A 21,784-nucleotide genomic window follows, 5' to 3' on the forward strand; every position below is an offset into this window, starting at 1 on the left:
TCAGGCCTTCTTGGCCGGCCCGGCCCCGTCCCCGGCCTTCTCACCGGCCACGCCGTCCGCCGCGTCGCCGGCCGCGGTGCCGGTCGTGTCCCCGGCCCCGCCGGCAGCCTTGTCCTCGCCCTTGCCCTTGGCCTTGCTCTTCACCTTGGCCCGGTCCTCGTCCCGCACGGCGTCCGCGGCCTTCGCCCCGGACCCGGCCGCGCCCGCGGAGGCATCCGAAACCGCTGAGCCCTTCGAGACGTCCGAGACGTCCGAGGTGCCGGAAGCGGCGGAGTCACCGGACGCGTCCGAGGCGCCGGAGGCGTCGGCGGCGTCCGTGCCGCCGCCGGGGGCACCCGGCTCCACGACCTCCTCGCGGCCCGGCCGCTTCTTCGCCGACACCACGAGGTAGACCACGGCGAGCAGGAAGACGAGCAGCGCCGTCCAGTTGTTCAGCCGCAGGCCCAGCAGTTCGTGGGCGTCGTCGACGCGCATGTACTCGATCCAGAACCGGCCCGCGCAGTAAGCGGCGACGTACAGCGCGAACGCCCGGCCATGGCCCAGCTTCAAGCGCCGGTCGGCCCAGATCACCAGCAGCGCCACACCGACGCACCACAGCGACTCGTACAGGAACGTCGGGTGGTAGTACCCGGGCATCCGGCCGTCCGCGGTGGACGTGATGTGCAGCGCCCACGGCAGGTCGGTCTCCCGCCCGTACAGCTCCTGGTTGAACCAGTTGCCCCAGCGGCCGATCGCCTGGGCGAAGGCGATGCCGGGGGCGATGGCGTCGGCGTAGGCGGGCAGCGGGATGCCGCGGCGGCGGCAGCCGATCCACGCGCCCAGCGCGCCGAGCGCGATCGCGCCCCAGATGCCGAGGCCGCCCTCCCAGATCTTGAAGGCGTCCACCCAGTCACGGCCCTCGCTGAAGTACAGCTGGTAGTCCGTGATCACGTGGTACAGCCGGCCGCCGATCAGGCCGAACGGCACCGCCCAGACAGCGATGTCGGCGACCGTGCCGGCCCTCCCGCCGCGGGCGATCCACCGCTTGTTGCCGAGCCAGACGGCAACGAAGACACCGATGATGATGCAGAACGCGTAGCCGCGCAGCGGAATGGGGCCGAGGTACAGCACCCCGCGCGACGGGCTGGGAATGTAGGCAAGTTCCATGGCAGGGTCGACGCTACCGTGCCGGACCGGCCGGGCGACGGGCAGCCCGGCTACGGGTCCATAACGGGCGGTCGCCCCGCGCCGTCCCTGTCAGCCCGGTCATCCCCGTCGCCCTCGTCGCTCCCATCGCTCCCGTCATCCCCCTGCCTTCGCCTCCACCTGCTGCTTGAGCTTGGCCGGGGTCATCGTCTGGTCCTGGTAGATGTTCTTGCCGTCGAGCAGGACGGTCGGGGTGCCGGTGAAGCCGCCGCTGTTGAAGGCCTGGGCGGACTTGTCGACCCAGGCGTTGTGCGTGCCGTCCTCGACGCACTTTTTGAACGCGGGGGTGTCGAGGCCGTCGACCTTGCCCGCCAGCTCGATCAGCTTGCCCTTCTCGGCGAACGCGTCGTCCGTCTCCGGGGGCTGGTTGTCGAACAGCACGTCGTGGAACTCGACGAACTTCCCCGCGTCCTGGGCGCAGGCGGCGGCGTTGGCCGCGGCGCGCGAGCCGCCGCCGCCCATGTTGCCGTCGATGATGGTGGCCAGGCGGTACTCGACTCTCAGCCGGCCGGCGGCGGTCAGCTCGTGGATCGTCGAACGGTAGTTGGTCTCGAAGGACTTGCAGGCGGGGCAGCGGAAGTCCTCCCAGACGGTGAGCGTCGACCTGGCGCCGCTCTCGCCGACCGGGATGACCAGGTTGTCCTCGCCGTTGGCGCCCGAGGGGGCCACGACCGGGCCCGCGGTGTCGCCGCCGTCGTCCTTGCCCGCGTTGGCGGCGACCACGCCGATCACCGTGGCCAGGGCCAGGACGCAGACGACGCTCGCCCCCACGATCAGCGTGCGCCGCCGCTTCTCCGCGGCTTTCTGCTTCTCGCGCTCCGCCGCCAGCCGTTCCCGGGCGGTGCGCTTTCCGTCACGGTTCTTCTCGTTCACACCCCGCAGAACGAACCGGGGAGGCGCAGCGCGCCTCCCCGGCTCCAGGTCCACCCGTTCGAGCGACCCGTACGACGATCGGTCTGTCACTCCCCGCCGCTACGCCTGCCGGCGCACGCCCTTGGCCAGTTCGCCGGCGAGGGCACGGACGGCCTCGACCCCGGCGGCGTGGTCGGGGGCGTCCAGCATCCGCTTGACGAAGGCCGAGCCGACGATGACCCCGTCGGCGAAGCCGGCGACCTCGGCGGCCTGGGCCGCGTCGGAGACGCCGAGGCCGACGCAGACGGGCAGTTCGGTGGTGGCGCGGGTGCGCTCCACCAGGTTCTGCGCCTGCTCGCCGACCGACTCGCGGGTGCCGGTGACGCCCATCAGGGAGGCGGCGTAGACGAAGCCGCTGCCGGCCGCGGTGATCTCGGCGAGCCGCTGGTCCCTGCTGCTGGGCGCCACCACGAACACGGTCGCGAGGCCGTGCTTCTCGGCGTGCTCGCGCCACAGCGCGGACTCCTGCACGGGCAGGTCGGGCAGGATGCAGCCCGCGCCGCCCGCCTCGGCCAGTTCGGCGGTGAACCGTTCGACGCCGTAGCGGTCGATGGGGTTCCAGTACGTCATCACGAGCACCGGCTTGCCGGTGGCCGCGAAGGCCTCGCGGACCGTGCGCATCACGTCGGCGATCCGCACGCCGCCGCGCAGGGCGATGTCGTCGGCGGTCTGGATGACCGGGCCGTCCAGGACGGGGTCGCTGTGCGGCAGTCCGACCTCGACGATGTCCGCGCCGCCGTCGAGCACGGCCTTGACCGCGTCGATGCCGCCGTCCACGGTCGGGAAGCCGGCCGGGAGGTAGGCGATGAGGGCGGCGCGGCCCTCGGCCTTCGCCGTGGCGAGGGTGTCGGTCAACAGCCGGATGTTCCCGCTCACTTGGCGTCCCCCTCGATCTCGGCGGTGCCGGAGGCGTCCTCGGCGACCTCGGCGTCGGTGTCGTACAGGCCGAAGTAGCGCGCGGCGGTGTCCATGTCCTTGTCGCCGCGGCCGGACAGGTTGACCACGATCAGCCCGTCCTCGCCGAGTTCCCGGCCGACCTCCAGGGCGCCGGCCAGGGCGTGGGCGCTCTCGATGGCGGGGATGATGCCCTCGGTGCGGGACAGCAGGCGCAGCGCCTGCATGGCCGCGTCGTCGGTGACCGCGCGGTACTCGGCACGGCCGGTGTCCTTCAGGTAGGAGTGCTCGGGGCCGATGCCCGGGTAGTCCAGGCCGGCCGAGATCGAGTACGGCTCGGTGATCTGGCCCTCGTCGTCCTGCAGGACGTAGGACCGGGAGCCGTGCAGGATGCCGGGTTCGCCCGCGGTCAGGGTGGCCGCGTGCTCGCCGGTCTCGACGCCGTGTCCGGCGGGCTCGCAGCCGATGAGGCGGACGGACTCGTCGGGGATGAAGGCGTGGAACAGGCCGATGGCGTTGGAGCCGCCGCCGACGCAGGCGATGGCGGCGTCGGGCAGGCGTCCGGCGCGCTCCAGGAGCTGGCGGCGGGCCTCGACGCCGATGACCCGGTGGAAGTCGCGGACCATGGCCGGGAAGGGGTGCGGTCCGGCGACGGTGCCGAACAGGTAGTGGGTGTGGTCGACGTTGGCGACCCAGTCGCGGAACGCCTCGTTGATGGCGTCCTTCAGGGTGCGGCTGCCCGACTTCACGGCGATGACCTCGGCGCCGAGCATGCGCATGCGGGCCACGTTGAGGGCCTGGCGCTGGGTGTCGATCTCGCCCATGTAGATCGTGCAGTCGAGGCCGAACAGGGCGCAGGCGGTGGCCGTGGCGACGCCGTGCTGGCCGGCGCCGGTCTCGGCGATGACGCGGGTCTTGCCCATGCGCTTGGTGAGCAGGGCCTGGCCGAGCACGTTGTTGATTTTGTGGGAGCCGGTGTGGTTCAGGTCCTCGCGCTTGAGGAAGATCCGGGCGCCGCCGGCCTCCGCGGCGAAGCGGGGGACCTCGGTGAGCGCCGAGGGGCGGCCGGTGTAGTTGGCGAGCAGGTCGTCCAGCTCGCGGGCGAACTCGGAGTCGTTCCTGGCCTTGTCGTACTCGACGGCGACCTCGTCCACGGCGGCGACGAGGGCCTCCGGGATGAACTTGCCGCCGAACGCGCCGAAGTAGCCCGCCGCGTTCGGGACCTGGCCCTCCGGGTCGGGGATGAAGAAGGTGCTGGGCATGCGTGAGCCTCACGGTGAGTGTGGTGAAAAGACACTGTCGCCGTGGGGGCGGGGCTTGTGGTGTGGCCTCAGGTCGTCCGTGGCCGGTCGCGCAGGTCCCCGCGCCCCTGGAGGGCGCGCTGCCATCGACGGCCGTTGACCTGGCCGGGCTCGTCACCGATGACGTACCGCACCCGGCGGCCGTGCACCCGGCGGGCGGGCGCGCGGCAGCCCCGGGGGCGGCAGCCGCGCGCGAGGCGGGCGTACCGGTCCGGGACGGCGAGGGTGATCGGGAGCGTCATCGTGGGCCCACTCTAACGAGGTTCAGCTCCGGCCGTGGCGCAGTGCCGGGTGCTCGCCCGCGGCCACCAGGTCGGCGACGGCCGTCTTCGGGTCCTTGCCGGTGACCAGGGACTCGCCGACCAGGACGGCGTCCGCCCCGGCGTTGGCGTAGGCGATGAGGTCGTGCGGGCCGCGGATGCCGGACTCGGCGATCTTGACGATGCTGTCGGGGATCTCCGGGGCCACCCGCTCGAAGGTGGAGCGGTCGACCTCCAGGGTCTTGAGGTTGCGCGCGTTGACGCCGATGACCTTGGCTCCCGCGTCGACCGCGCGCTCGACCTCGTCCTCGTCGTGGACCTCGACGAGGGGCGTGAGCCCGATGGACACCGCGCGCTCGATCAGCGACTCCAGCGCGGGCTGGTCCAGGGCGGCCACGATCAGCAGGGCGAGGTCGGCGCCGTACGCGCGGGCCTCCCAGAGCTGGTACGAGGTGACGATGAAGTCCTTGCGCAGGACCGGGATGTCCACCCGGGAGCGGACCGCCTCCAGGTCGGCGAGGGAACCGCCGAAGCGGCGCTGCTCGGTGAGGACGGAGATGACGGCCGCGCCGCCCGCCTCGTAGTCCGCGGCGAGTCCGGCCGGGTCGGCGATCGCGGCCAGCGCGCCCTTGGACGGGCTGGAGCGCTTGACCTCGCAGATCACCTTGACGCCGTCGCCCTTGAGCGCGGCGATCCCGTCCTTGGCGGCGGGAGCCTTCGCCGCGCGCTCCTTGAGCTCGTCGAGGCTGACGCGCGCCTGCCGTTCCGCGAGGTCGGCACGGACTCCGTCGATGATCTCGTCGAGCACACTCACGCGAGCGGCCCCCTTCCAGTCGGCTGACTGTCACAGCGGTCGGTCGAAACCTGTGGTCACTGCGATGGTATCCGGAGGAGGGCGAAGGCCTCGCATCCGGTTGACGGCGGTCCCACTACCTGGACGTCCGTTCGATGATCAAGGATGCAACCAGCCGCCGAAGGGCAGGTTCCGGACAACGGTGAAGACCAGCAGCAACGCGCCGGCCGCCCACAGGTGCGCGGAGCGCGGATCGAGGCGCAGCGGCCGGCCGCGGGCCGCGCGGACCACCCAGACGGTCCACACCACGGCGAACAGCGCGTACCCGGCGACCGCCACCGCGTTGGCCTGCAGCGCGGCCGGGAGATCACCGTGGACGACGGCGTGGGCGCTGCGCAGTCCGCCGCAGCCGGGGCAGTACAGGCCGGTGAGGTGCAGCAGCGGGCAGACGGGGTAGTGGCCGGGCTCGTTGGGGTCGACGGCCCCGACGTAGGCGAAGGCACCGGCGACGGCCGCCAGCACCGCGGCGGGCGCGGCCAGCCGGACCGGAGCGGGGGCGACCGGGGCGGGCAGGGCCTCGGTGGGCGCCATGGCGGCATCCACTGGGGCAGGTGCGTCGCCGGTGACGGCAGCGTCGGAGGGGACCGGTGCGTCGGATGCGGCGGCCGATGCGGATGATGCGGCGGGCCGGGCCGGTGTCCGGGGGCGGCGGTCGGCGGTCATTCCCGCATTCTGCCCCCGCGCGGGCCCGGACGCGCGTGAGGGGCGGCCCGTGGGCCGCCCCTCGACGAAGTCGCTCGTGTGTGCCGCGCCGGATCAGCTCTCGGCGGCGACCGGCTCGCGGCCGGCCGCGGGGGTCTTCTTGCCGGTGGTCGCGCCCTCGGCCATCTTCAGCGGCTGGGCCTTCGGCATGCCCAGACCCATCGCGCGCATCACGCCGCCCACGACACCGCCGAGGACCACGATGGCCATGCCGCCCCAGAAGCCGATCGGGTTGGCCATCACCATGAAGACACCCGCGACGGTGAAACCGATGAAGGCGATGATGACACCGGTCCAGGCGGCCGGGGTGTGACCGTGCCCGTGGCTGCTGTCCGCCATTGCTTGCTCCTCGTAGCCGTGTACGTGTCCGAGCCTGACGCTCGTCGTCCATTGTCCCGTACGCGCGCGGGTGCCGTGCGCGGGGGTGGCCTCCCGATGGCGTCTGTTTCGCCACATCCGGCCGGGGGCGCGGCCGGCCGGGTCAGGCCGGGCCGGTGCCGGTCGGGTCCTCGCCGCGGTCCAGGGCCTTCCACAGGTCCTCGGGCCGGTCCGGGTCGACCGCCGGGGCGGCGCGGCGCGCGCGAGGGGCGCCGGAGCGCTCGTAGCGGCCGGACATCGCGGGCCACAGCCGGCCGTAGCGCAGGGCGAGCAGTCCGGCCAGCAGGATCAGGACGCCACCGGCGGCCGCGACGTACGGCCACGCGGTGTGGCTGAGCGCGTGGACGGTGGCGGAGGTGTCGCCGGAGGCGCGGGCGGCCCGCTCGTCGAGCGCGGTGGTGTCGGAGGCGCCGAGCAGGGCGGCCACGACGATGCCGGCGCCGGACAGCGTGAGCAGCGCGGCGACCACGAGGCGGCCGGCGCGGCGGACGGCGAACACCGCGACGAGCGCGGCGAGGCCCACGACGGCCAGGGCCGCGGGGACGCCGGTCACGTCACTGCCGCGGGCGGTCAGGGGGAAGGAGCCGCCCGCCACCGTCGCGGTGCCCTGCGACCACTGCTGGCGGGTGGCCAGCAGCGCCACGGCCGCGCCGAGCGCGCCGCACAGCAGCGCGAGGGCGAGGCTGCGGCGTCCGGCGCGCGCGGACGGTGCGGCTTCGGGACGGGGGTGAGGTACGGCAGTCACGTACTCCACTATCGCCTGAACCCCGGGCCGGCCGTCACCCGGGGCCGACGTGATCCGTGCCCCACCTGCTCACCGGCTCCGCGCGCCGAGCCGGTTGGCGGTGTGGACGGCCCGCAGGACCGCCGCCGCCTTGTTGCGGCACTCGGTGTCCTCGGCGACCGGGTCGGAGTCGGCGACGACTCCGGCGCCCGCCTGGACGTAGGCGGTGCCGTCGCGCAGCAGGGCGGTGCGGATGGCGATGGCGGTGTCGGAGTCGCCCGCGAAGTCGAGGTAGCCGACGCAGCCGCCGTACAGGCCGCGCCGGGACGGCTCCAGCTCGTCGATGATCTGCATCGCGCGCGGCTTCGGCGCGCCGGAGAGGGTGCCGGCCGGGAAGCAGGCGGTGAGCACGTCGAACGCGGTGCGGCCGGCGGCGACCTTGCCGGTGACCGTGGAGACGATGTGCATCACGTGCGAGTACCGCTCGATGGACATGAAGTCGACGACCTCGACCGAGCCCGGTTCGCAGACCCGGCCCAGGTCGTTGCGGCCGAGGTCGACGAGCATCAGGTGCTCGGCGCGCTCCTTGGGGTCGGCGAGCAGTTCCTCGGCGAGGGCCTGGTCCTCCCGCGGGGTGGCGCCGCGGTGCCGGGTGCCCGCGATGGGGTGCACCATGGCCCGCCCGTCCTCGACCTTGACCAGCGCCTCCGGGGAGGAGCCGACGACATCGAAGCCGTCGAAGCGGAACAGGTACATGTACGGCGACGGGTTCGTCGCCCGCAGCACCCGGTAGACGTCGAGGGCGCTCGCCGTGCAGGGCGTCTCGAACCGCTGGGAGGGCACCACCTGGAAGGCCTCGCCCGCGCGGATGCGTTCCTTGATGTCCTCGACGGCGGCCTGGTACGCGGGACCGCCCCAGCGCGCGGTGTACTCGGGCAGCTCGGACGGCGGCAGCACGGCGGGCGGCTGGGCGACCGCGCGGGACAGGTCGGCCTCCATGGCGTCGAGGCGGGCGACCGCGTCCGCGTAGGCCTCGTCGACGCCGGTGTCCAGGTCGTTGTGGTTGATCGCGTTGGCGATCAACAGGACCGAGCCCTCCCAGTGGTCCATCACGGCGAGATCGCTGGTGAGGAGCATGGTCAGCTCGGGCAGCCGCAGGTCGTCGCGCCCGCCGGGGCCGATCTTCTCCAGGCGGCGCACGATGTCGTAGCCGAGGTAGCCGACCATGCCGCCGGTGAACGGGGGCAGGCCCTCCTGGTGCGGGGTGTGCAGCGCCTCGATGGTGGCGCGCAGGGCGGCGAGCGGGTCGCCGTCGACCGGGACGCCGACGGGCGGGGCGCCCAGCCAGTGGGCGCGGCCGTCGCGCTCGGTGAGGGTGGCGGCGGAGCGGACGCCGACGAAGGAGTAGCGGGACCACGAGCGGCCGTTCTCCGCGGACTCCAGGAGGAAGGTGCCGGGGCGCTCGGCGGCGAGCTTGCGGTAGAGCGCGACCGGGGTGTCGCCGTCGGCGAGGAGCTTGCGGGTGACGGGGATGACGCGGCGGTCGGTGGCGAGCTTGCGGAAGGTCTCGAGGTCCATGGCGGCCGACCTTACTGATCCGAGGCCGGCGCGCCGGCGTCCTTGAGCAGCACGTCCTCGTCGAAGCAGGTGCGGGCGCCGGTGTGGCAGGCGGCGCCGACCTGGTCGACCTTGACGAGCACGGTGTCCGCGTCGCAGTCCAGGGCGACGGACTTCACCCACTGGACGTGGCCGGAGGTGTCGCCCTTGACCCAGTACTCCTGGCGGCTGCGCGACCAGTAGGTGCAGCGGCCGGTGGTCAGGGTGCGGTGCAGCGCCTCGTCGTCCATCCAGCCGAGCATGAGCACCTCTCCGGTGTCGTACTGCTGGGCGATGGCGGGCAGGAGACCGTCGGCGCTGCGCTTGAGGCGCGCGGCGATCTCGGGGTCCAGGCTGCTGGGCCTGCTGGGCGGAGGCGTGCTGGTCATGGGTGCCATTGTGCCGCGCGGAAGCGGCACTCCCGGCCCGCTGTCCACCAGATGAGCGGGGCGGCGCGCAGCGCCTGGACGAGGGGCGGTGGCCGGGCGACGGGTGGGCGGACCGGGACGGCGGTCGTAGGCTGAACCGCATGTCGACCTTTGCCAAGCGTGAACGGCTTCTTCTCGCCGAGCTCTTGGAGACCGCGGGCCCGCAGGCTCCCACCCTGTGCGAGGGCTGGCGGACCCGGGACCTCGCCGCGCACGTGGTGGTGCGCGAGCGCCGCCCGGACGCGGCCGGCGGTCTGCTGATCAAACAGCTCGCCCCCCGCCTGGACAAGGTGATGGAGGAGTTCGCGGCGAAGCCGTACGAGGAGCTGATCCAGCTCATCCGCACCGGTCCGCCGCGTTTCTCGCCGTTCGCCCTCAAGCAGATCGACGAGATGTCCAACACCGTCGAGTTCTACGTCCACGCGGAGGACGTCCGCCGCGCCCAGCCGGAGTGGTCCGCGCGGACGCTCGACCCGGTCTTCCAGGACGCCCTGTGGTCCCGGCTGGAGCGCACCGCCCGGCTGATGGGCCGTGGCTCCCCCACCGGGCTGGTGCTGCGCCGCCCCGACGGCCGGACCGTCGTCGCCCACCGGGGCACCCCGGTGGTGACGGTGACCGGCGAGCCGTCCGAGCTGCTGCTGTTCCTCTACGGCCGGCAGAGCGCGGCCAAGGTGGACCTGGACGGCGACGCGGACGCGATCGAGCGCCTGCACGACAGCAAGCAGCTGGGCATCTGAAGCGGTCGAAGCGGCGCCCCGTGCCGGGTCAGCGGACGGGGTGCCCGGCTTCCCTCAGGGTCTGCTTGACCTCGCCGATGCGCAGGTCGCCGAAGTGGAAGACGGAGGCCGCGAGGACCGCGTCGGCGCCGGCCTCGACGGCGGGCGGGAAGTCGGCGAGCCGGCCGGCGCCGCCGGAGGCGATGACGGGGACCGTGACGTGCTTGCGCACGGCGCGGATCATCTCCAGGTCGTAGCCGTCCTTGGTGCCGTCGGCGTCCATCGAGTTCAGCAGGATCTCGCCCGCGCCCAGCTCAGCGGCCCGGTGCGCCCACTCGACGGCGTCGATGCCGGTGCCGCGCCGGCCGCCGTGGGTGGTGACCTCGAAGGAGCCCGACTCGGTGCGGCGGGCGTCCACGGACAGCACGAGGACCTGCCGGCCGAACCGCTCGGCGATCTCCCGGATCAGGTCCGGGCGGGCGATGGCGGCGGTGTTCACGCCGACCTTGTCCGCGCCGGCGCGCAGCAGCCTGTCCACGTCCTCGGCCGTGCGCACGCCGCCGCCCACGGTGAGCGGGATGAAGACCTGCTCGGCGGTGCGGCGCACCACGTCGTAGGTCGTCTCGCGGTTGCCGGAGGACGCGGTGATGTCCAGGAACGTCAGCTCGTCGGCGCCCTCGGCGTCGTAGACCTTCGCCATCTCGACGGGGTCGCCCGCGTCGCGCAGGTTCTGGAAGTTGACGCCCTTGACGACCCGGCCGTTGTCCACGTCCAGGCAGGGGATGACTCGGACCGCCAGGGTCATGACTGCTCGGCTCCTCTGAATGCCTCTACTTCGACCTCGACCAGGATGCGCGGGTCCACGAAGCCCTCCACCACCAGGAGGGTGGACACCGGGCGTACCGTGCCGAAGATTTCCTTGTGGGCGCGGCCCACGTCGTCCACGTCCCGGGCGTGCGTCAGGTACATCCGGGTGCGGATCACGGACTCGACGCCGAGCCCGAGCTCACCGATCGCCTCCAGGGCGCTGGTGAAGGCCACCTTGGCCTGTTCGTACGGGTCGCCCTCGCCGTACAGCACGTCGCCCTTGAAGGACGTGGTGCCGCCGACGAGGACGCGGTCGCCCGCCGCGACGGCGCGTGCGAAACCGAAGGACTCTTCCCAGGGACTTCCGCTCTGCACGCGCCGCACGGCTTCGGACGTCATGACTGCACTGCCTCCAGGGCCTCTTCGAGGGTGAACGCCTTCGCGTACAGCGCCTTCCCGACGATGGCGCCCTCGACACCGAGCGGGACCAGCTCGGCGATGGCGCGCAGGTCGTCCAGGGAGGAGACGCCGCCGGAGGCCACGACCGGGCGGTCGGTGGCCGCGCAGACGTTCTTCAGCAGCTCCAGGTTGGGGCCCTGGAGGGTGCCGTCCTTGGCGATGTCGGTGACGACGTAGCGCGCGCAGCCCTCCTTGTTGAGGCGGTCCAGCGTCTCGTAGAGGTCGCCGCCGTCGCGGGTCCAGCCCCGGCCGCGCAGGGTGGTGCCCCGCACGTCCAGGCCCACCGCGATCTTGTCGCCGTGCTCGGCGATGACCTTGGCGACCCACTCGGGGGTCTCCAGGGCGGCCGTGCCCAGGTTGACGCGGGTGCAGCCGGTGGCGAGCGCGGCGGCCAGGGAGGCGTCGTCACGGATGCCGCCGGACAGCTCCACCTTGATGTCCATCGCCTTCGTCACCTCGGCGATCAGCTCCCGGTTGTCGCCGGTGCCGAAGGCCGCGTCGAGGTCGACGAGGTGCAGCCACTCGGCGCCCGCGCGCTGCCAGGCGAGGGCGGCCTCCAGCGGGGAGCCGTAGGAGGTCTCGGTGCCGGACTCGCCGTGCACGAGGCGGACGGCCTGGCCGTCGCGGACGTCGACGGCGGGGAGCAGTTCGAGCTTGGCCATGTCTCTACAGGGTTCCGATCCAGTTGGTGAGCAGCTGCGCGCCGGCGTCGCCGGACTTCTCGGGGTGGAACTGCGTGGCCCACAGGGCGCCGTTCTCCACGGCGGCCACGAAGGGCTTGCCGTGGGTGGACCAGGTGACCTTGGGGGCCGCCATCGCCGGGTTGTGGGCCTCCAGCGTCCAGTCGTGGACGGCGTAGGAGTGCACGAAGTAGAACCGGGCGTCCGCGTCCAGGCCGGCGAACAGCTCGGAGCCGGCGGGCGCGTCGACGGTGTTCCAGCCCATGTGGGGCACGACGTCGGCCTGGAGCGGCTCGACGCTGCCGGGCCACTCGTCGAGGCCGTCGGTCTCGACACCGTGCTCGATGCCCCGCGCGAACAGGATCTGCATGCCGACGCAGATGCCCATCACGGGCCGCCCGCCGGCCAGCCGGCGTTCGATGATCCAGTCGCCGCGCGCCTCCTTCAGGCCCGCCATGCAGGCGGCGAAGGCGCCGACGCCGGGGACCAGCAGGCCGTCGGCGTTCATGGCCTTGTCGTAGTCGCGGGTGATCTCGACGTCGGCTCCCGCGCGGGCCAGGGCACGCTCGGCGGAGCGGACGTTGCCGAAGCCGTAGTCGAAGACGACGACCTTCTTGGCGGTGCTCATCAGTTCCACACCTCCAGCCGCATGACGCCGGCGACGAGGCACATCGCGGCGCCGATGGACAACAGCACGATCAGGCTCGTGGGCATCTTCTGCTTGACGAAGGAGATGATCCCGCCGATCAGGAAGAGCCCGACGACGATCAGGACGGTCGACAGCCCGTTCACCGTGTCCCTCCGTTCGCTTCCGCGCCCACGCGGCGCGGAGGTGCGGCCATCGTGGTCGTCCGCGGCCCGGCGGCCGCGTGTGCGTCGCTCACAGCGCACCCTTCGTGGACGGCAGGATCCCCGCCGCGCGGGGGTCGCGCTCGGAGGCGTAGCGCAGGGCGCGGGCGAGCGCCTTGAACTGGCACTCCACGATGTGGTGCGCGTTGCGGCCGTACGGCACGTGGACGTGCAGCGCGATCTGGGCCTGGGCGACGAAGGACTCCAGGATGTGCCGGGTCATCGTGGTGTCGTACTCGCCGATCATCGGCGCCATCTTCTCGGGCTCGGTGTGCACGAGGTACGGGCGGCCGGACAGGTCGACGGTGACCTGGGCGAGGGACTCGTCCAGCGGGACGGTGCAGTTGCCGAAGCGGTAGATGCCCACCTTGTCGCCGAGGGCCTGCCGGAAGGCGGCGCCCAGCGCGAGGGCGGTGTCCTCGATGGTGTGGTGGGAGTCGATGTGCAGGTCGCCCTCGGTCTTCACGGTGAGGTCGAACAGACCGTGCCGTCCGAGCTGGTCGAGCATGTGGTCGTAGAAGCCGACACCGGTGGAGATGTCGGTCTTCCCGGTGCCGTCGAGGTCTATCTCGACGAGGACCGAGGTCTCCTTGGTCGTGCGCTCCACGCGTCCCACGCGGTTCATGCGTTCATCTCCTTCTTCAGCTCACGGACCGCGTCGAGGAACGCGTCGTTCTCCTCCGGGGTGCCCGCGGTGACGCGCAGCCACCCCGGCACGCCGTTGTCCCGGACCAGGACGCCCCGGTCGAGGATGCGGCGCCAGGCCTGGTGGGCGTCGGCGAACCGGCCGAACTGGACGAAGTTCGCGTCGGACTCGGTCACCTCGTAGCCGATCGCCTTCAGCTCGCCGACCAGCCGGTCCCGCTCGGCCTTCAGCTGCTCGACATAGCCGAGGAGGGTGTCGGTGTGCTCCAGGGCGGCCAGCGCGGTCGCCTGGGTGACGGCCGACAGGTGGTACGGCAGCCGGACCAGCTGGACGGCGTCCACGACGGCCGGGTGCGCGGCGAGGTAACCGAGGCGCAGGCCGGCCGCGCCGAACGCCTTGGACATGGTGCGGGAGATCACCAGGTGCGGGCGGCCGTCGAGCAGCGGCAGCAGCGAGTCGCCGTGGCTGAACTCGACGTACGCCTCGTCCACGACCACCATCGACGGCTTGGCCGCCTGCGCGGCCTCGTACAGCGCGAGGACCGTGTCGGCCGGGACCGCGTTGCCGGTGGGGTTGTTGGGGGTGGTGATGAAGACGACGTCCGGCCGGTGCTCCGCGATGGCCTTCTCGGCCGCCGGGAGGTCGATGGTGAAGTCGTCGTCGCGGGGGCCGGAGATCCAGCCCGTGCCCGTGCCGCGCGCGATGAGCGCGTGCATCGAGTACGACGGCTCGAAGCCGATCGCGGTGCGGCCGGGGCCGCCGAAGGTCTGGAGCAGCTGCTGGAGGACCTCGTTGGAGCCGTTGGCCGCCCAGACGTTCGCCGGGCCGACCTCGTACCCGGAGGTCTTCGTCAGGTACTCGGCGAGCCGGGTGCGCAGCTCGACCGCGTCCCGGTCCGGGTAGCGGTTGAGGTCGCGGGCCGCCGCGCGCACCCGCTCGGCGATCCGCTCGACCAGCGGCTCGGGCAGCGGGTAGGGGTTCTCGTTGGTGTTCAGCCGTACCGGGACGTCGAGCTGGGGCGCGCCGTAGGGGGACTTGCCGCGCAGCTCGTCCCGGACGGGAAGATCGTCGATGCCGGTCACTTGCCCTGAGGAACCTTCCAGTCGAACCGGGCCTTGATCGCCGCGCCGTGCGCGGGCAGGTCCTCCGCCTCCGCCAGCGTCACCACGTGGTGGGCCACCTCGGCGAGGGCGTCGCGGGTGTAGTCCACGATGTGGATGCCGCGCAGGAAGGACTGGACGGACAGGCCCGAGGAGTGGCAGGCGCAGCCGCCGGTGGGCAGGACGTGGTTGGAGCCCGCGGCGTAGTCGCCGAGCGAGACCGGGGCCCAGGGGCCGATGAAGATCGCGCCCGCGTTGCGGACGCGTTCGGCCACGGCGGCGGCGTCGGCGGTCTGGATCTCCAGGTGCTCGGCGCCGTACGCGTCGACCACCCGCAGGCCCTCCTCGACGCCGTCGACCAGCACGATCGCGGACTGTGTGCCCTTCAGGGCGGGCACGATCCGGTCGTCGACGTGCTTGGTGGCCGCGACCTGGGTCGCCAGCTCGCGCTCGACGGCCTCGGCCAGCTCGGCGGAGTCGGTGACCAGGACGGCGGCGGCCAGCGGGTCGTGCTCGGCCTGGCTGATCAGGTCGGCGGCGACGTGCACCGGGTCGGCCGTGGCGTCGGCGAGGACCGCGATCTCGGTCGGGCCGGCCTCGGCGTCGATGCCGATCTTGCCGGTGAAGTAGCGCTTGGCGGCGGCGACCCAGATGTTGCCGGGGCCGGTGACCATGTTGGCGGGCGGGCAGGACTCGGTGCCGTAGGCGAACATCGCGACGGCGGTCGCGCCGCCCGCGGCGTACACCTCGTCGACGCCGAGCAGCGCGCACGCGGCGAGGATCGTCGGGTGCGGCAGGCCGCCGAACTCGGCCTGGGCCGGGGAGGCGAGCGCGATCGACCCGACACCGGCCTCCTGGGCCGGGACGACGTTCATGACCACGGAGGACGGGTACACCGAGCGGCCGCCCGGCGCGTACAGGCCGACGCGGTCGACCGGCACCCACTTCTCGGTGACCGTGCCGCCGGGCACCACCTGGGTGGTGTGGGTCTCACGCCGCTGGGCGCGGTGGACGAGCCGGGCGCGGCGGATGGACTCCTCTAGGGCCGCGCGCACGGCCGGATCCAGCTCCTCCAGGGCGCGGGTGAGCGCCGCGGCCGGGACCCGGACCTGGTCGAGCTTCACGCCGTCGAACTTCTCGGCGAAGTCGATCAGCGCCGCGTCCCCGCGATGATGCACGGCCTCGCAGATCGGACGCACCTTCTCCAGGGCGGCCGCAACGTCGAAGTCGGCTCGGGGCAGCAGGTCGCGCAGGGCGGGACCCTCCGGGAGGGCGTCGCCGCGCAGATCGATTCGGGAGATCACAGGCTCAATTCTCGCAGACCGGCGACGGCGGTCGTCCGCGCGTATCAATGGCTGATACAGAACGCGTCGCGGACCCGGAAGATCCCCCTCACTTTTCGTGTTCCTTCGGTCACACAGCGGGCATGAACTGCAGTACGAGGGACGAACCGGCGAGTATCCGGGGAGGCAGGGACAACTGTGACCGAGGGGGCCGCTCCGCGCGCCGGGGACATCCCGGACGAGCTGACCGCCGCGGAGGCCGGCATGTGGCAGGCCTTCCGCGACGGCGCGGTGTACGACCTGCGCAGCGGGGACCCCGCCGTCGACGATCCGCACGGCGTGCATCCCTGGGGGCCGGAGCGGACCGTGCGGGCCCGCGTCGTGTGCTGGCTGCTGCTGGACGGCCCGCCCGCGCTGGCCGGCCGGGTGGCCTCGCTGAAGCTGACCGGCATCCAGGTCAGCGGCTCCATCGACCTCGCGGGCGGCACGGTGGTGCCGTACGTCGAGCTGACCGGCTGCCGCTTCGAGCAGGAGGTGCGGCTGCCCGAGGCCCGGTTCACGACGGTGCGGCTGGTCAACTGCGCGGTGCCCCGGCTGGAGGCGGCCCGGGTGCACACCGAGGGCGATCTGCATCTGCCGCGCTGCCGCTTCCACGGCGGGATACGGCTGACCGACGCGCAGATCGGCACCGACCTGCTGCTCAACCAGGCGGTCGTGTACCGCGACCGCGGCGGCCGCTCCATCGCGGGGGACGGCATGAACGTCGGGCAGGACCTGCAGGCCGAGCTGCTGGAGTCGCACGGCGAGCTGAGCCTGCGCAGCGCCACCGTCGGGGTCTCGCTGAGCCTGCGCGGCGCCCGGCTGCGCAACCCGTACGGCAGGCTGGCGCTGAACGCGCCGCAGCTGACCGTCGAGCGCACCCTGTACCTGACCCCGGCGGGCCTCGGCGGCCTCCAGCTCAGCGGGCGCACCCCCGCGCAGGGCACCCGGGTGCAGCGGTTCGAGTGCCAGGGCGGGCTGCGGCTGGACGACGGCCGGTTCGGGGACGCGGTGGACCTCGAGAGCGCCCGGCTCGTCCTCACCGACGACCAGGAGCTGTCGCTGCGCCGGATCCAGGTGCCCGAGCTGCGCTTCCTCGGGGAGCGCCCGCAGCGGGGCAGGGTGGTGCTGTCCGGGGCGCGGGTCGTCAACCTCGTGGACCGGGCGAGCAGCTGGCCCGGCCCCGGCCGGCTGCACATGCCGGGCTTCACCTACGAGAACCTGGTCCCGCAGGGCCCGTTCCCGCTGGCCGAGCGGCTGGAGTGGGTGGCCGCGGCGACCGCCGAGTACAACCCGGACCCGTACGAGCGGCTGGCGGCGGTGCTGCGGGCCGGCGGCGAGGACGAGGACGCCCGCGAGGTGCTGCTCGCCAAGCAGCGCCGGCGCCGCGAGACGCTGCCGCCGGCCGCGAAGCTGTGGGGGTACGCCCAGGACTGGACGGTGGCCTACGGCTACCGGCCGGGGCGCGCGGCGGTGTGGATGGCGGTGCTGTGGGCGGCGGGCTCGCTGGCCTTCGCCTCCGCCGGGCGCCCGGAGACCGGCGGCACCGCCGCGCAACCGCCGTGGAACCCGGCCCTTTTCGCCCTGGACCTCCTGCTGCCCGTCATCGACCTCGGCCACGCGGGCGGCTGGCAGCTGCGCGGCGGCTGGCAGTGGCTGGGCGCGGCGCTGGTGCTGCTCGGCTGGGTGCTGGCGACGACGGTGGCGGCGGGGGCGACGCGGCTGCTGCGCCGCAACTAGCGGACGTCCCGCTCCGCTCGGGGCGGCACCGGAGGCGTGCGGTCTGCGGGCTGGGCGGACACGCCGGTGCCGGCGACCATTAGGCTCTGGGGTCGTGACCACCGTCCGGCTGCCGCTCTTCCCCCTGAACTCGGTGCTGTTCCCGGGACTCGTCCTCCCGCTGAACGTCTTCGAGGAGCGCTATCGCGCCATGATGCGCGCGCTGCTGAAGACCCCCGAGGACGAACCGCGACGTTTCGCCGTCGTGGCGATCCGCGACGGCCACGAGGTCGCTCCGAGCGCGCCCGGGATGCCCGATCCGACGTCCGTGCCGGAGCGCGGGCCCGCCGCCGGGTTCGGCGCGGACCCGGCGAAGGCCTTCCACGGCGTGGGCTGTGTGGCCGACGCCGCCACCATCCGGGAGCGGGCCGACGGCACCTTCGAGGTGCTGGCGACCGGGACGACCCGGGTGCGGCTGCTGTCGGTGGACGCCTCGGGGCCGTACCTCACCGCCGAGCTGGAGACGCTGCCGGAGGAGCCCGGCGACGAGGCGGGTGCGCTGGCCGAGGGGGTGCTGCGGGCGTTCCGGCAGTACCAGAAGCGTCTGGCGGGCGCGCGCGAGCGGTCGCTGGCGACCGGCGCGGACCTGCCGGACGAGCCGTCCGTGGTGTCGTACCTGGTGGCGGCGGCGATGATGCTGGACGTCCCGACCAAGCAGCGGCTGCTCCAGGCGCCGGACACCGCGTCCCGGCTGCGCGACGAGCTGACACTCCTGCGCACCGAGACGGCGATCATCCGTACGCTGCCGTCGCTGCCCGCGGCGGAGCTGACCCGCGGGCCGACGAGTCTGAACTAGAGGCCGGGAGCCGATGGCGAAGAAATCGAAGAAGCAGCAGCCGGGCGGCACGCCCGCGACGGTCGCGCTGACCGCGGCGGGCGTCGCCTACACGGTGCACGCCTACGAGCACGACCCGTCCCACCCGTCCTACGGCGAGGAGGCGGCCGAGGCGATGGGCGTCTCCCCCGACCGGGTCTTCAAGACCCTGGTCGCGGACGTGGACGGCAGCCTCACCGTGGCGGTCGTGCCGGTGGCGGGCCAGCTCGACCTCAAAGCCCTCGCGGCGGCGGTCGGCGGCAAACGCGCGACGATGGCCGACCCCGCCCTGGCCGAGCGCACCACGGGCTACGTCCGCGGCGGCATCTCGCCGCTCGGCCAGCGCAAGAAGCTCCCCACGGTCCTCGACGCCTCCGCCTCCGCCCACGCCACGATCTGCGTCTCGGCCGGCCGCCGCGGCCTGGAGGTGGAGCTCGCGCCCGGGGACCTGGCCGCCCTCACCGACGCGACACTGGCCCCGATCGGCCGCGCGTAGCGGCGGGCGGGTGCGCGGGTTCCGCGGACCGGCGGGCTCCGGGGACCGGCGGCTTCCGCGAACCAGCAGGCTCCGGGACCGGCGGCTTCCGCGAACCTGCGGCTTCCACGGCCCTGCGGCTTCCGCGGACCTGCGGACTCCACGGACCGGCGGGTTCCGCGCCCGCGGGTCCCGTCGGCCCCTGGCCGCCGGTGCGGCACGGCTCAGTGCGGCGCCGGTTTGCCGGGGTACGGCTGCGGTTCCGGGTCGCGGGGCCCGAAGAGGGCCGTCAGGCCCAGGTGGACCAGGAGCGCGCCTATGGACCAGGTGAGCAGCGCGCCCTTCGCCGCCAGCTTGAGCGGGGCGGAGAACGCCACGCCCCGGCCCGCCTCCTTGGCGTGGGCGAGGACGTCCTGGGCCGGGCCGAGCCAGACGCCGACGCGCCAGGCGAGCAGTGATCCGAGGAGGCCGCCGAGGCCGAGGGCCACCACGACGGGCACGCCCCCGCGCCGGCGCAGCAGGAAGACCAGGAGACCGCTGAGCGCACCGAAGGCGAGCGCGAGCAGGGTGAACGTTCCGTCGACCCCTGCGGCCTGCTCCCCCTCGGTGTCCCGGACGTAGACCACCCAGCGCCCGTCCACCACGTCCCCGACCAGCGGCACGCGCGGCGCCAGCCAGTTCCACGCCAGGCCGAGCAGCACGCCGCCGAGCGCCAGCGCCACCGTGATGACGGCGGCCTCGCGCACCTCGGTCCTCATCCCGGGGCCGTCCTGTCCCGGCCCGCCGTGGGCTCCGTACGCGGTACCCCCGTACGTCCCGCCGGCGGCCGACGGCGGCCACTGCCGGTGCGCGGACGGTTCTTGCGGCGGCGGAGGGGGAGTCAACGGTGCTGTCACCCTGACATCGTGCCAGGCGCGCGCACCGCACGCGTCACCGGACGGCGGCCCGCCGGTAGGCCCACGTGGCGACGGCCAGCGAGATCACCCCGACCCCGGCGCACACCGCGAGGTCACCGGCGACGGCGGCCCAGTCGGGGTGGGCCGAGAAGGTGTGCGCGTACGCCTCCACGCCGTACGTCGACGGCAGCAGGTCCCGGGCCAGGCGGATGAGCGCCGGCATCCGGTCGGGCGGCAGCACGCCCAGCAGCAGCGCCGCCGACATGCCCAGCTGCCCGAGCAGCGTGGCCAGCTCCGGCCGGGGCGCGAGCAGTCCGCACGCGGCCCCGAGCCCGGCGAGCGCGGCCCCGGCGAGCGGGACGACCGCGAAGAGGATCCACAGGTGGGTGAGCGGGAGGCCGAACAGCAGGCAGCCGACGACCGCGGTCACGAAGGTGCCGGGGAGGGTGAAGGAGGCGTACGCGCCCGCCGCCCCGAGCACCACCGCGGCGGGCGGCACCGGCAGGGTGGCGTAGTGGTCGAGCCCGCCGGTGGCGCGCAGCTGTCCGAAGTACTGCGCGAGCAGGTTCAGCGCGACGAACGCGACGACCACGACCGACGAGCCGGCCACGACGTACCGCGCCTCGCCGCCGCCGTCCACCACCCCGCGCATCATGATCATGATGCCGACGGACTGGAAGGTCGCCACGAACAGCAGCGGGATGCGCGCCACCCGCGCCCGCGACAGCTGCGCCCGGTACACGGCGCACAGCGCCGGCCACAGCCGGGCGGCCGGCGCCAGCTCGGCGGCCGGACGGCGCGCCTCCTCGTCGCCGGCCAGGGCACTCCCCGGCAGAACCTCTGCGGGTACGACACTCACGCGACGCTGCTCCTCTTCACTGCGGCGTTCCCTTGGCGGTGGCCCTGTTCCGTACGCACGCGGCGGCCCGGCTGCTCATGCCTTCACCAGCCCCTGCCGCGCGGCCCCGCCGAGCGCCATGTACACGTCCTCCAGGCTCGGCGTGGTCAGCGTGAAGTCGTCCAGCGCGGCGAAGGCGGCCCCGCCGGTGACGGTGGAGACGACCGCGCGGGCCTCCTCGGGTGCCAGCCGCAGTGTCCAGCGGCGCCCCGACTCCTCGGCCCGGTCGCGCAGCGCGGCGACCTCCGGAACGTCCAGCGGCGCCCGCTCCCGCCACACCAGGTCGACCCGCACCTCGCCGGCCACCCGCTCCTTGAGCCCGGCGGGGGTGTCGCAGGCGATCACCCGGCCCTGGTCGAGCACGGCGACCCGGTCGAGGACGGTCTCCGCCTCGATGACGTTGTGGGTGACCAGCACGACCGTGGTGCCGCGCTCGGCCCGGCGCCGGTCGACGGCGGACCACACCGCGCGCCGCGCCACCGGGTCCATCGCGGCGGTCGGCTCGTCCAGCACCAGCAGCGGCCGCTCGCCCACCAGCGCGGCGGCGAAGCAGGCCAGCCGCCGCTGCCCGCCGGAGAGCTTCTTCAGCGGCCGGCCGGCGATCGGGGCGAGCCCGAGTTCGTCGAGTACGGCGTCCCGCTCGGCCCGGGCCCGCCGGGCGTCCAGGCCGCGCAGCCGCCCGGTGGTCTCGGCGGCGAGCGAGACGGTCAGCTCGTCCAGGGCGGTGGACTCCTGGCCCAGGTAGGCGAGGATGCGCGAGGCGCGCTCGGGGTGGCGCACGATGTCGTGGCCGAGGATCTCCACGCTGCCGCTGTCGGGTCTCATCAGCCCGGTCAGCTGGCGCACGAGGGTGGACTTGCCGGCCCCGTTCGGCCCGAGCAGCCCGAAGACCTCACCGCGCCGCACATCGAGCCGTACGTCGTCGGTGGCCCGCACCGCGGGCGTCCCCGGCACCCCGCGCCGCCCCCGGGTCGCGGGGTAGGTCTTGGTCAGTCCGCGCACCGCGCACACGACCTCACCCCTGTCCCCCATGACCTGTGCCGCGCGCGTACTCACAAGGGACGAGCCTACGGGGTGCCGGACCGGCCTCCGCGCGCGGGGCGCCCTGAG

General features: G+C 73.6%; 26 protein-coding genes. 4 read left to right on the forward strand and 22 right to left on the reverse strand.

All coding sequences use genetic code 11. The features are described 5' to 3' along the window. The 11 genes from lgt to hisI form a co-directional block, all read right to left on the reverse strand. Complete coding sequence (gene lgt / locus G7Z13_RS08820) at window positions 1-1,146, reverse strand: prolipoprotein diacylglyceryl transferase (protein ID WP_165997563.1); 1,146 nt, start codon at window positions 1,144-1,146, stop codon at window positions 1-3. Window positions 1,147-1,281: 135 nt separating this feature from the next. Continuing rightward, on the reverse strand, window positions 1,282-2,058 hold the full coding sequence (locus G7Z13_RS08825; protein WP_165997565.1) for a thioredoxin domain-containing protein: 777 nt from the start codon (window positions 2,056-2,058) through the stop codon (window positions 1,282-1,284). Between the two features lie 99 nt (window positions 2,059-2,157). Further along, complete coding sequence (trpA, locus tag G7Z13_RS08830; RefSeq protein WP_165997567.1) at window positions 2,158-2,973, reverse strand: tryptophan synthase subunit alpha; 816 nt, start codon at window positions 2,971-2,973, stop codon at window positions 2,158-2,160. Next, window positions 2,970-4,253: a tryptophan synthase subunit beta gene (gene trpB, locus G7Z13_RS08835; protein ID WP_165997569.1), complete on the reverse strand. Its 1,284-nt coding sequence runs from the start codon at window positions 4,251-4,253 to the stop codon at window positions 2,970-2,972. Before trpB ends, trpA begins: the two co-directional genes overlap by 4 nt. A gap of 68 nt (window positions 4,254-4,321) precedes the next feature. Next, window positions 4,322-4,534 (reverse strand): hypothetical protein, encoded by a 213-nt coding sequence (locus G7Z13_RS08840; protein ID WP_165997571.1) that lies wholly within the window; start codon window positions 4,532-4,534, stop codon window positions 4,322-4,324. A 22-nt stretch (window positions 4,535-4,556) separates the two neighbouring features. Beyond that, complete coding sequence (trpC, locus tag G7Z13_RS08845) at window positions 4,557-5,366, reverse strand: indole-3-glycerol phosphate synthase TrpC (RefSeq protein WP_165997573.1); 810 nt, start codon at window positions 5,364-5,366, stop codon at window positions 4,557-4,559. A 138-nt stretch (window positions 5,367-5,504) separates the two neighbouring features. Next, window positions 5,505-5,936, reverse strand: a complete 432-nt coding sequence (locus G7Z13_RS08850) for a DUF2752 domain-containing protein (protein WP_165997575.1) — start codon at window positions 5,934-5,936, stop codon at window positions 5,505-5,507. 225 nt (window positions 5,937-6,161) lie between these two features. Beyond that, on the reverse strand, window positions 6,162-6,446 hold the full coding sequence (locus tag G7Z13_RS08855; RefSeq protein WP_165997577.1) for an HGxxPAAW family protein: 285 nt from the start codon (window positions 6,444-6,446) through the stop codon (window positions 6,162-6,164). A 142-nt stretch (window positions 6,447-6,588) separates the two neighbouring features. Beyond that, window positions 6,589-7,239 (reverse strand): TIGR02234 family membrane protein, encoded by a 651-nt coding sequence (locus G7Z13_RS08860; protein WP_165997579.1) that lies wholly within the window; start codon window positions 7,237-7,239, stop codon window positions 6,589-6,591. Window positions 7,240-7,299: 60 nt separating this feature from the next. Continuing rightward, window positions 7,300-8,787, reverse strand: coding sequence for an anthranilate synthase component I (locus G7Z13_RS08865; RefSeq protein WP_165997581.1), 1,488 nt, complete (start codon window positions 8,785-8,787; stop codon window positions 7,300-7,302). 11 nt (window positions 8,788-8,798) lie between these two features. Then, window positions 8,799-9,194 carry a phosphoribosyl-AMP cyclohydrolase gene (gene hisI / locus G7Z13_RS08870; RefSeq protein WP_165997583.1) on the reverse strand — a complete coding sequence of 132 codons (396 nt, stop codon included), beginning with the start codon at window positions 9,192-9,194 and terminating at the stop codon, window positions 8,799-8,801. Between the two features lie 140 nt (window positions 9,195-9,334). Between hisI and G7Z13_RS08875 the strand changes: the two genes are divergently transcribed. Then, entirely contained in the window at window positions 9,335-9,970 is a 636-nt protein-coding gene (locus G7Z13_RS08875) for a TIGR03085 family metal-binding protein (RefSeq protein ID WP_165997584.1), read from the forward strand. A gap of 28 nt (window positions 9,971-9,998) precedes the next feature. Here G7Z13_RS08875 and hisF read toward each other — a convergent pair whose 3' ends face one another. From hisF to hisD, 8 genes are all read right to left on the reverse strand, one after another. Beyond that, window positions 9,999-10,754, reverse strand: coding sequence for an imidazole glycerol phosphate synthase subunit HisF (gene hisF, locus G7Z13_RS08880; protein WP_165997585.1), 756 nt, complete (start codon window positions 10,752-10,754; stop codon window positions 9,999-10,001). Further along, window positions 10,751-11,155 (reverse strand): RidA family protein, encoded by a 405-nt coding sequence (locus tag G7Z13_RS08885; protein WP_165997587.1) that lies wholly within the window; start codon window positions 11,153-11,155, stop codon window positions 10,751-10,753. Before G7Z13_RS08885 ends, hisF begins: the two co-directional genes overlap by 4 nt. After that, entirely contained in the window at window positions 11,152-11,877 is a 726-nt protein-coding gene (priA, locus tag G7Z13_RS08890) for a bifunctional 1-(5-phosphoribosyl)-5-((5-phosphoribosylamino)methylideneamino)imidazole-4-carboxamide isomerase/phosphoribosylanthranilate isomerase PriA (RefSeq protein WP_165997589.1), read from the reverse strand. Before priA ends, G7Z13_RS08885 begins: the two co-directional genes overlap by 4 nt. A 4-nt stretch (window positions 11,878-11,881) precedes the next feature. Continuing rightward, on the reverse strand, window positions 11,882-12,523 hold the full coding sequence (hisH, locus tag G7Z13_RS08895) for an imidazole glycerol phosphate synthase subunit HisH (protein WP_165997592.1): 642 nt from the start codon (window positions 12,521-12,523) through the stop codon (window positions 11,882-11,884). After that, on the reverse strand, window positions 12,523-12,687 hold the full coding sequence (locus tag G7Z13_RS08900) for a hypothetical protein (protein ID WP_165997594.1): 165 nt from the start codon (window positions 12,685-12,687) through the stop codon (window positions 12,523-12,525). Before G7Z13_RS08900 ends, hisH begins: the two co-directional genes overlap by 1 nt. An 88-nt stretch (window positions 12,688-12,775) precedes the next feature. Then, on the reverse strand, window positions 12,776-13,369 hold the full coding sequence (gene hisB, locus G7Z13_RS08905; protein WP_165997596.1) for an imidazoleglycerol-phosphate dehydratase HisB: 594 nt from the start codon (window positions 13,367-13,369) through the stop codon (window positions 12,776-12,778). Further along, a complete protein-coding gene (locus G7Z13_RS08910) occupies window positions 13,366-14,472 on the reverse strand; it encodes a histidinol-phosphate transaminase (protein ID WP_165997598.1) in 1,107 nt (368 codons plus the stop codon). Before G7Z13_RS08910 ends, hisB begins: the two co-directional genes overlap by 4 nt. Beyond that, a complete protein-coding gene (gene hisD / locus G7Z13_RS08915) occupies window positions 14,469-15,794 on the reverse strand; it encodes a histidinol dehydrogenase (RefSeq protein WP_165997600.1) in 1,326 nt (441 codons plus the stop codon). The genes G7Z13_RS08910 and hisD overlap by 4 nt, the downstream gene beginning before the upstream one ends. A gap of 177 nt (window positions 15,795-15,971) precedes the next feature. Between hisD and G7Z13_RS08920 the strand changes: the two genes are divergently transcribed. The 3 genes from G7Z13_RS08920 to ybaK all read left to right on the forward strand — a co-directional run bounded on the left by G7Z13_RS08920 (window position 15,972) and on the right by ybaK (window position 18,901). After that, window positions 15,972-17,552 (forward strand): oxidoreductase, encoded by a 1,581-nt coding sequence (locus tag G7Z13_RS08920; protein ID WP_165997602.1) that lies wholly within the window; start codon window positions 15,972-15,974, stop codon window positions 17,550-17,552. A gap of 94 nt (window positions 17,553-17,646) precedes the next feature. Continuing rightward, window positions 17,647-18,387 carry an LON peptidase substrate-binding domain-containing protein gene (locus G7Z13_RS08925; RefSeq protein WP_165997604.1) on the forward strand — a complete coding sequence of 247 codons (741 nt, stop codon included), beginning with the start codon at window positions 17,647-17,649 and terminating at the stop codon, window positions 18,385-18,387. A gap of 13 nt (window positions 18,388-18,400) precedes the next feature. Beyond that, a complete protein-coding gene (ybaK, locus tag G7Z13_RS08930) occupies window positions 18,401-18,901 on the forward strand; it encodes a Cys-tRNA(Pro) deacylase (RefSeq protein WP_165997606.1) in 501 nt (166 codons plus the stop codon). Window positions 18,902-19,104: 203 nt separating this feature from the next. Here the strand turns inward: ybaK and G7Z13_RS08935 are convergent, their stop codons facing one another. The 3 genes from G7Z13_RS08935 to G7Z13_RS08945 form a co-directional block, all read right to left on the reverse strand. Beyond that, on the reverse strand, window positions 19,105-19,776 hold the full coding sequence (locus G7Z13_RS08935; protein ID WP_165997608.1) for an AAA family ATPase: 672 nt from the start codon (window positions 19,774-19,776) through the stop codon (window positions 19,105-19,107). 34 nt (window positions 19,777-19,810) lie between these two features. Then, window positions 19,811-20,635: an ABC transporter permease gene (locus tag G7Z13_RS08940; RefSeq protein ID WP_165997610.1), complete on the reverse strand. Its 825-nt coding sequence runs from the start codon at window positions 20,633-20,635 to the stop codon at window positions 19,811-19,813. 75 nt (window positions 20,636-20,710) lie between these two features. Next, window positions 20,711-21,685, reverse strand: coding sequence for an ABC transporter ATP-binding protein (locus tag G7Z13_RS08945; RefSeq protein ID WP_166004784.1), 975 nt, complete (start codon window positions 21,683-21,685; stop codon window positions 20,711-20,713). Window positions 21,686-21,784 lie beyond the last annotated feature (99 nt).

Origin of the sequence: Streptomyces sp. JB150 (assembly GCF_011193355.1) — a bacterium.
Taxonomy (GTDB): domain Bacteria; phylum Actinomycetota; class Actinomycetes; order Streptomycetales; family Streptomycetaceae; genus Streptomyces.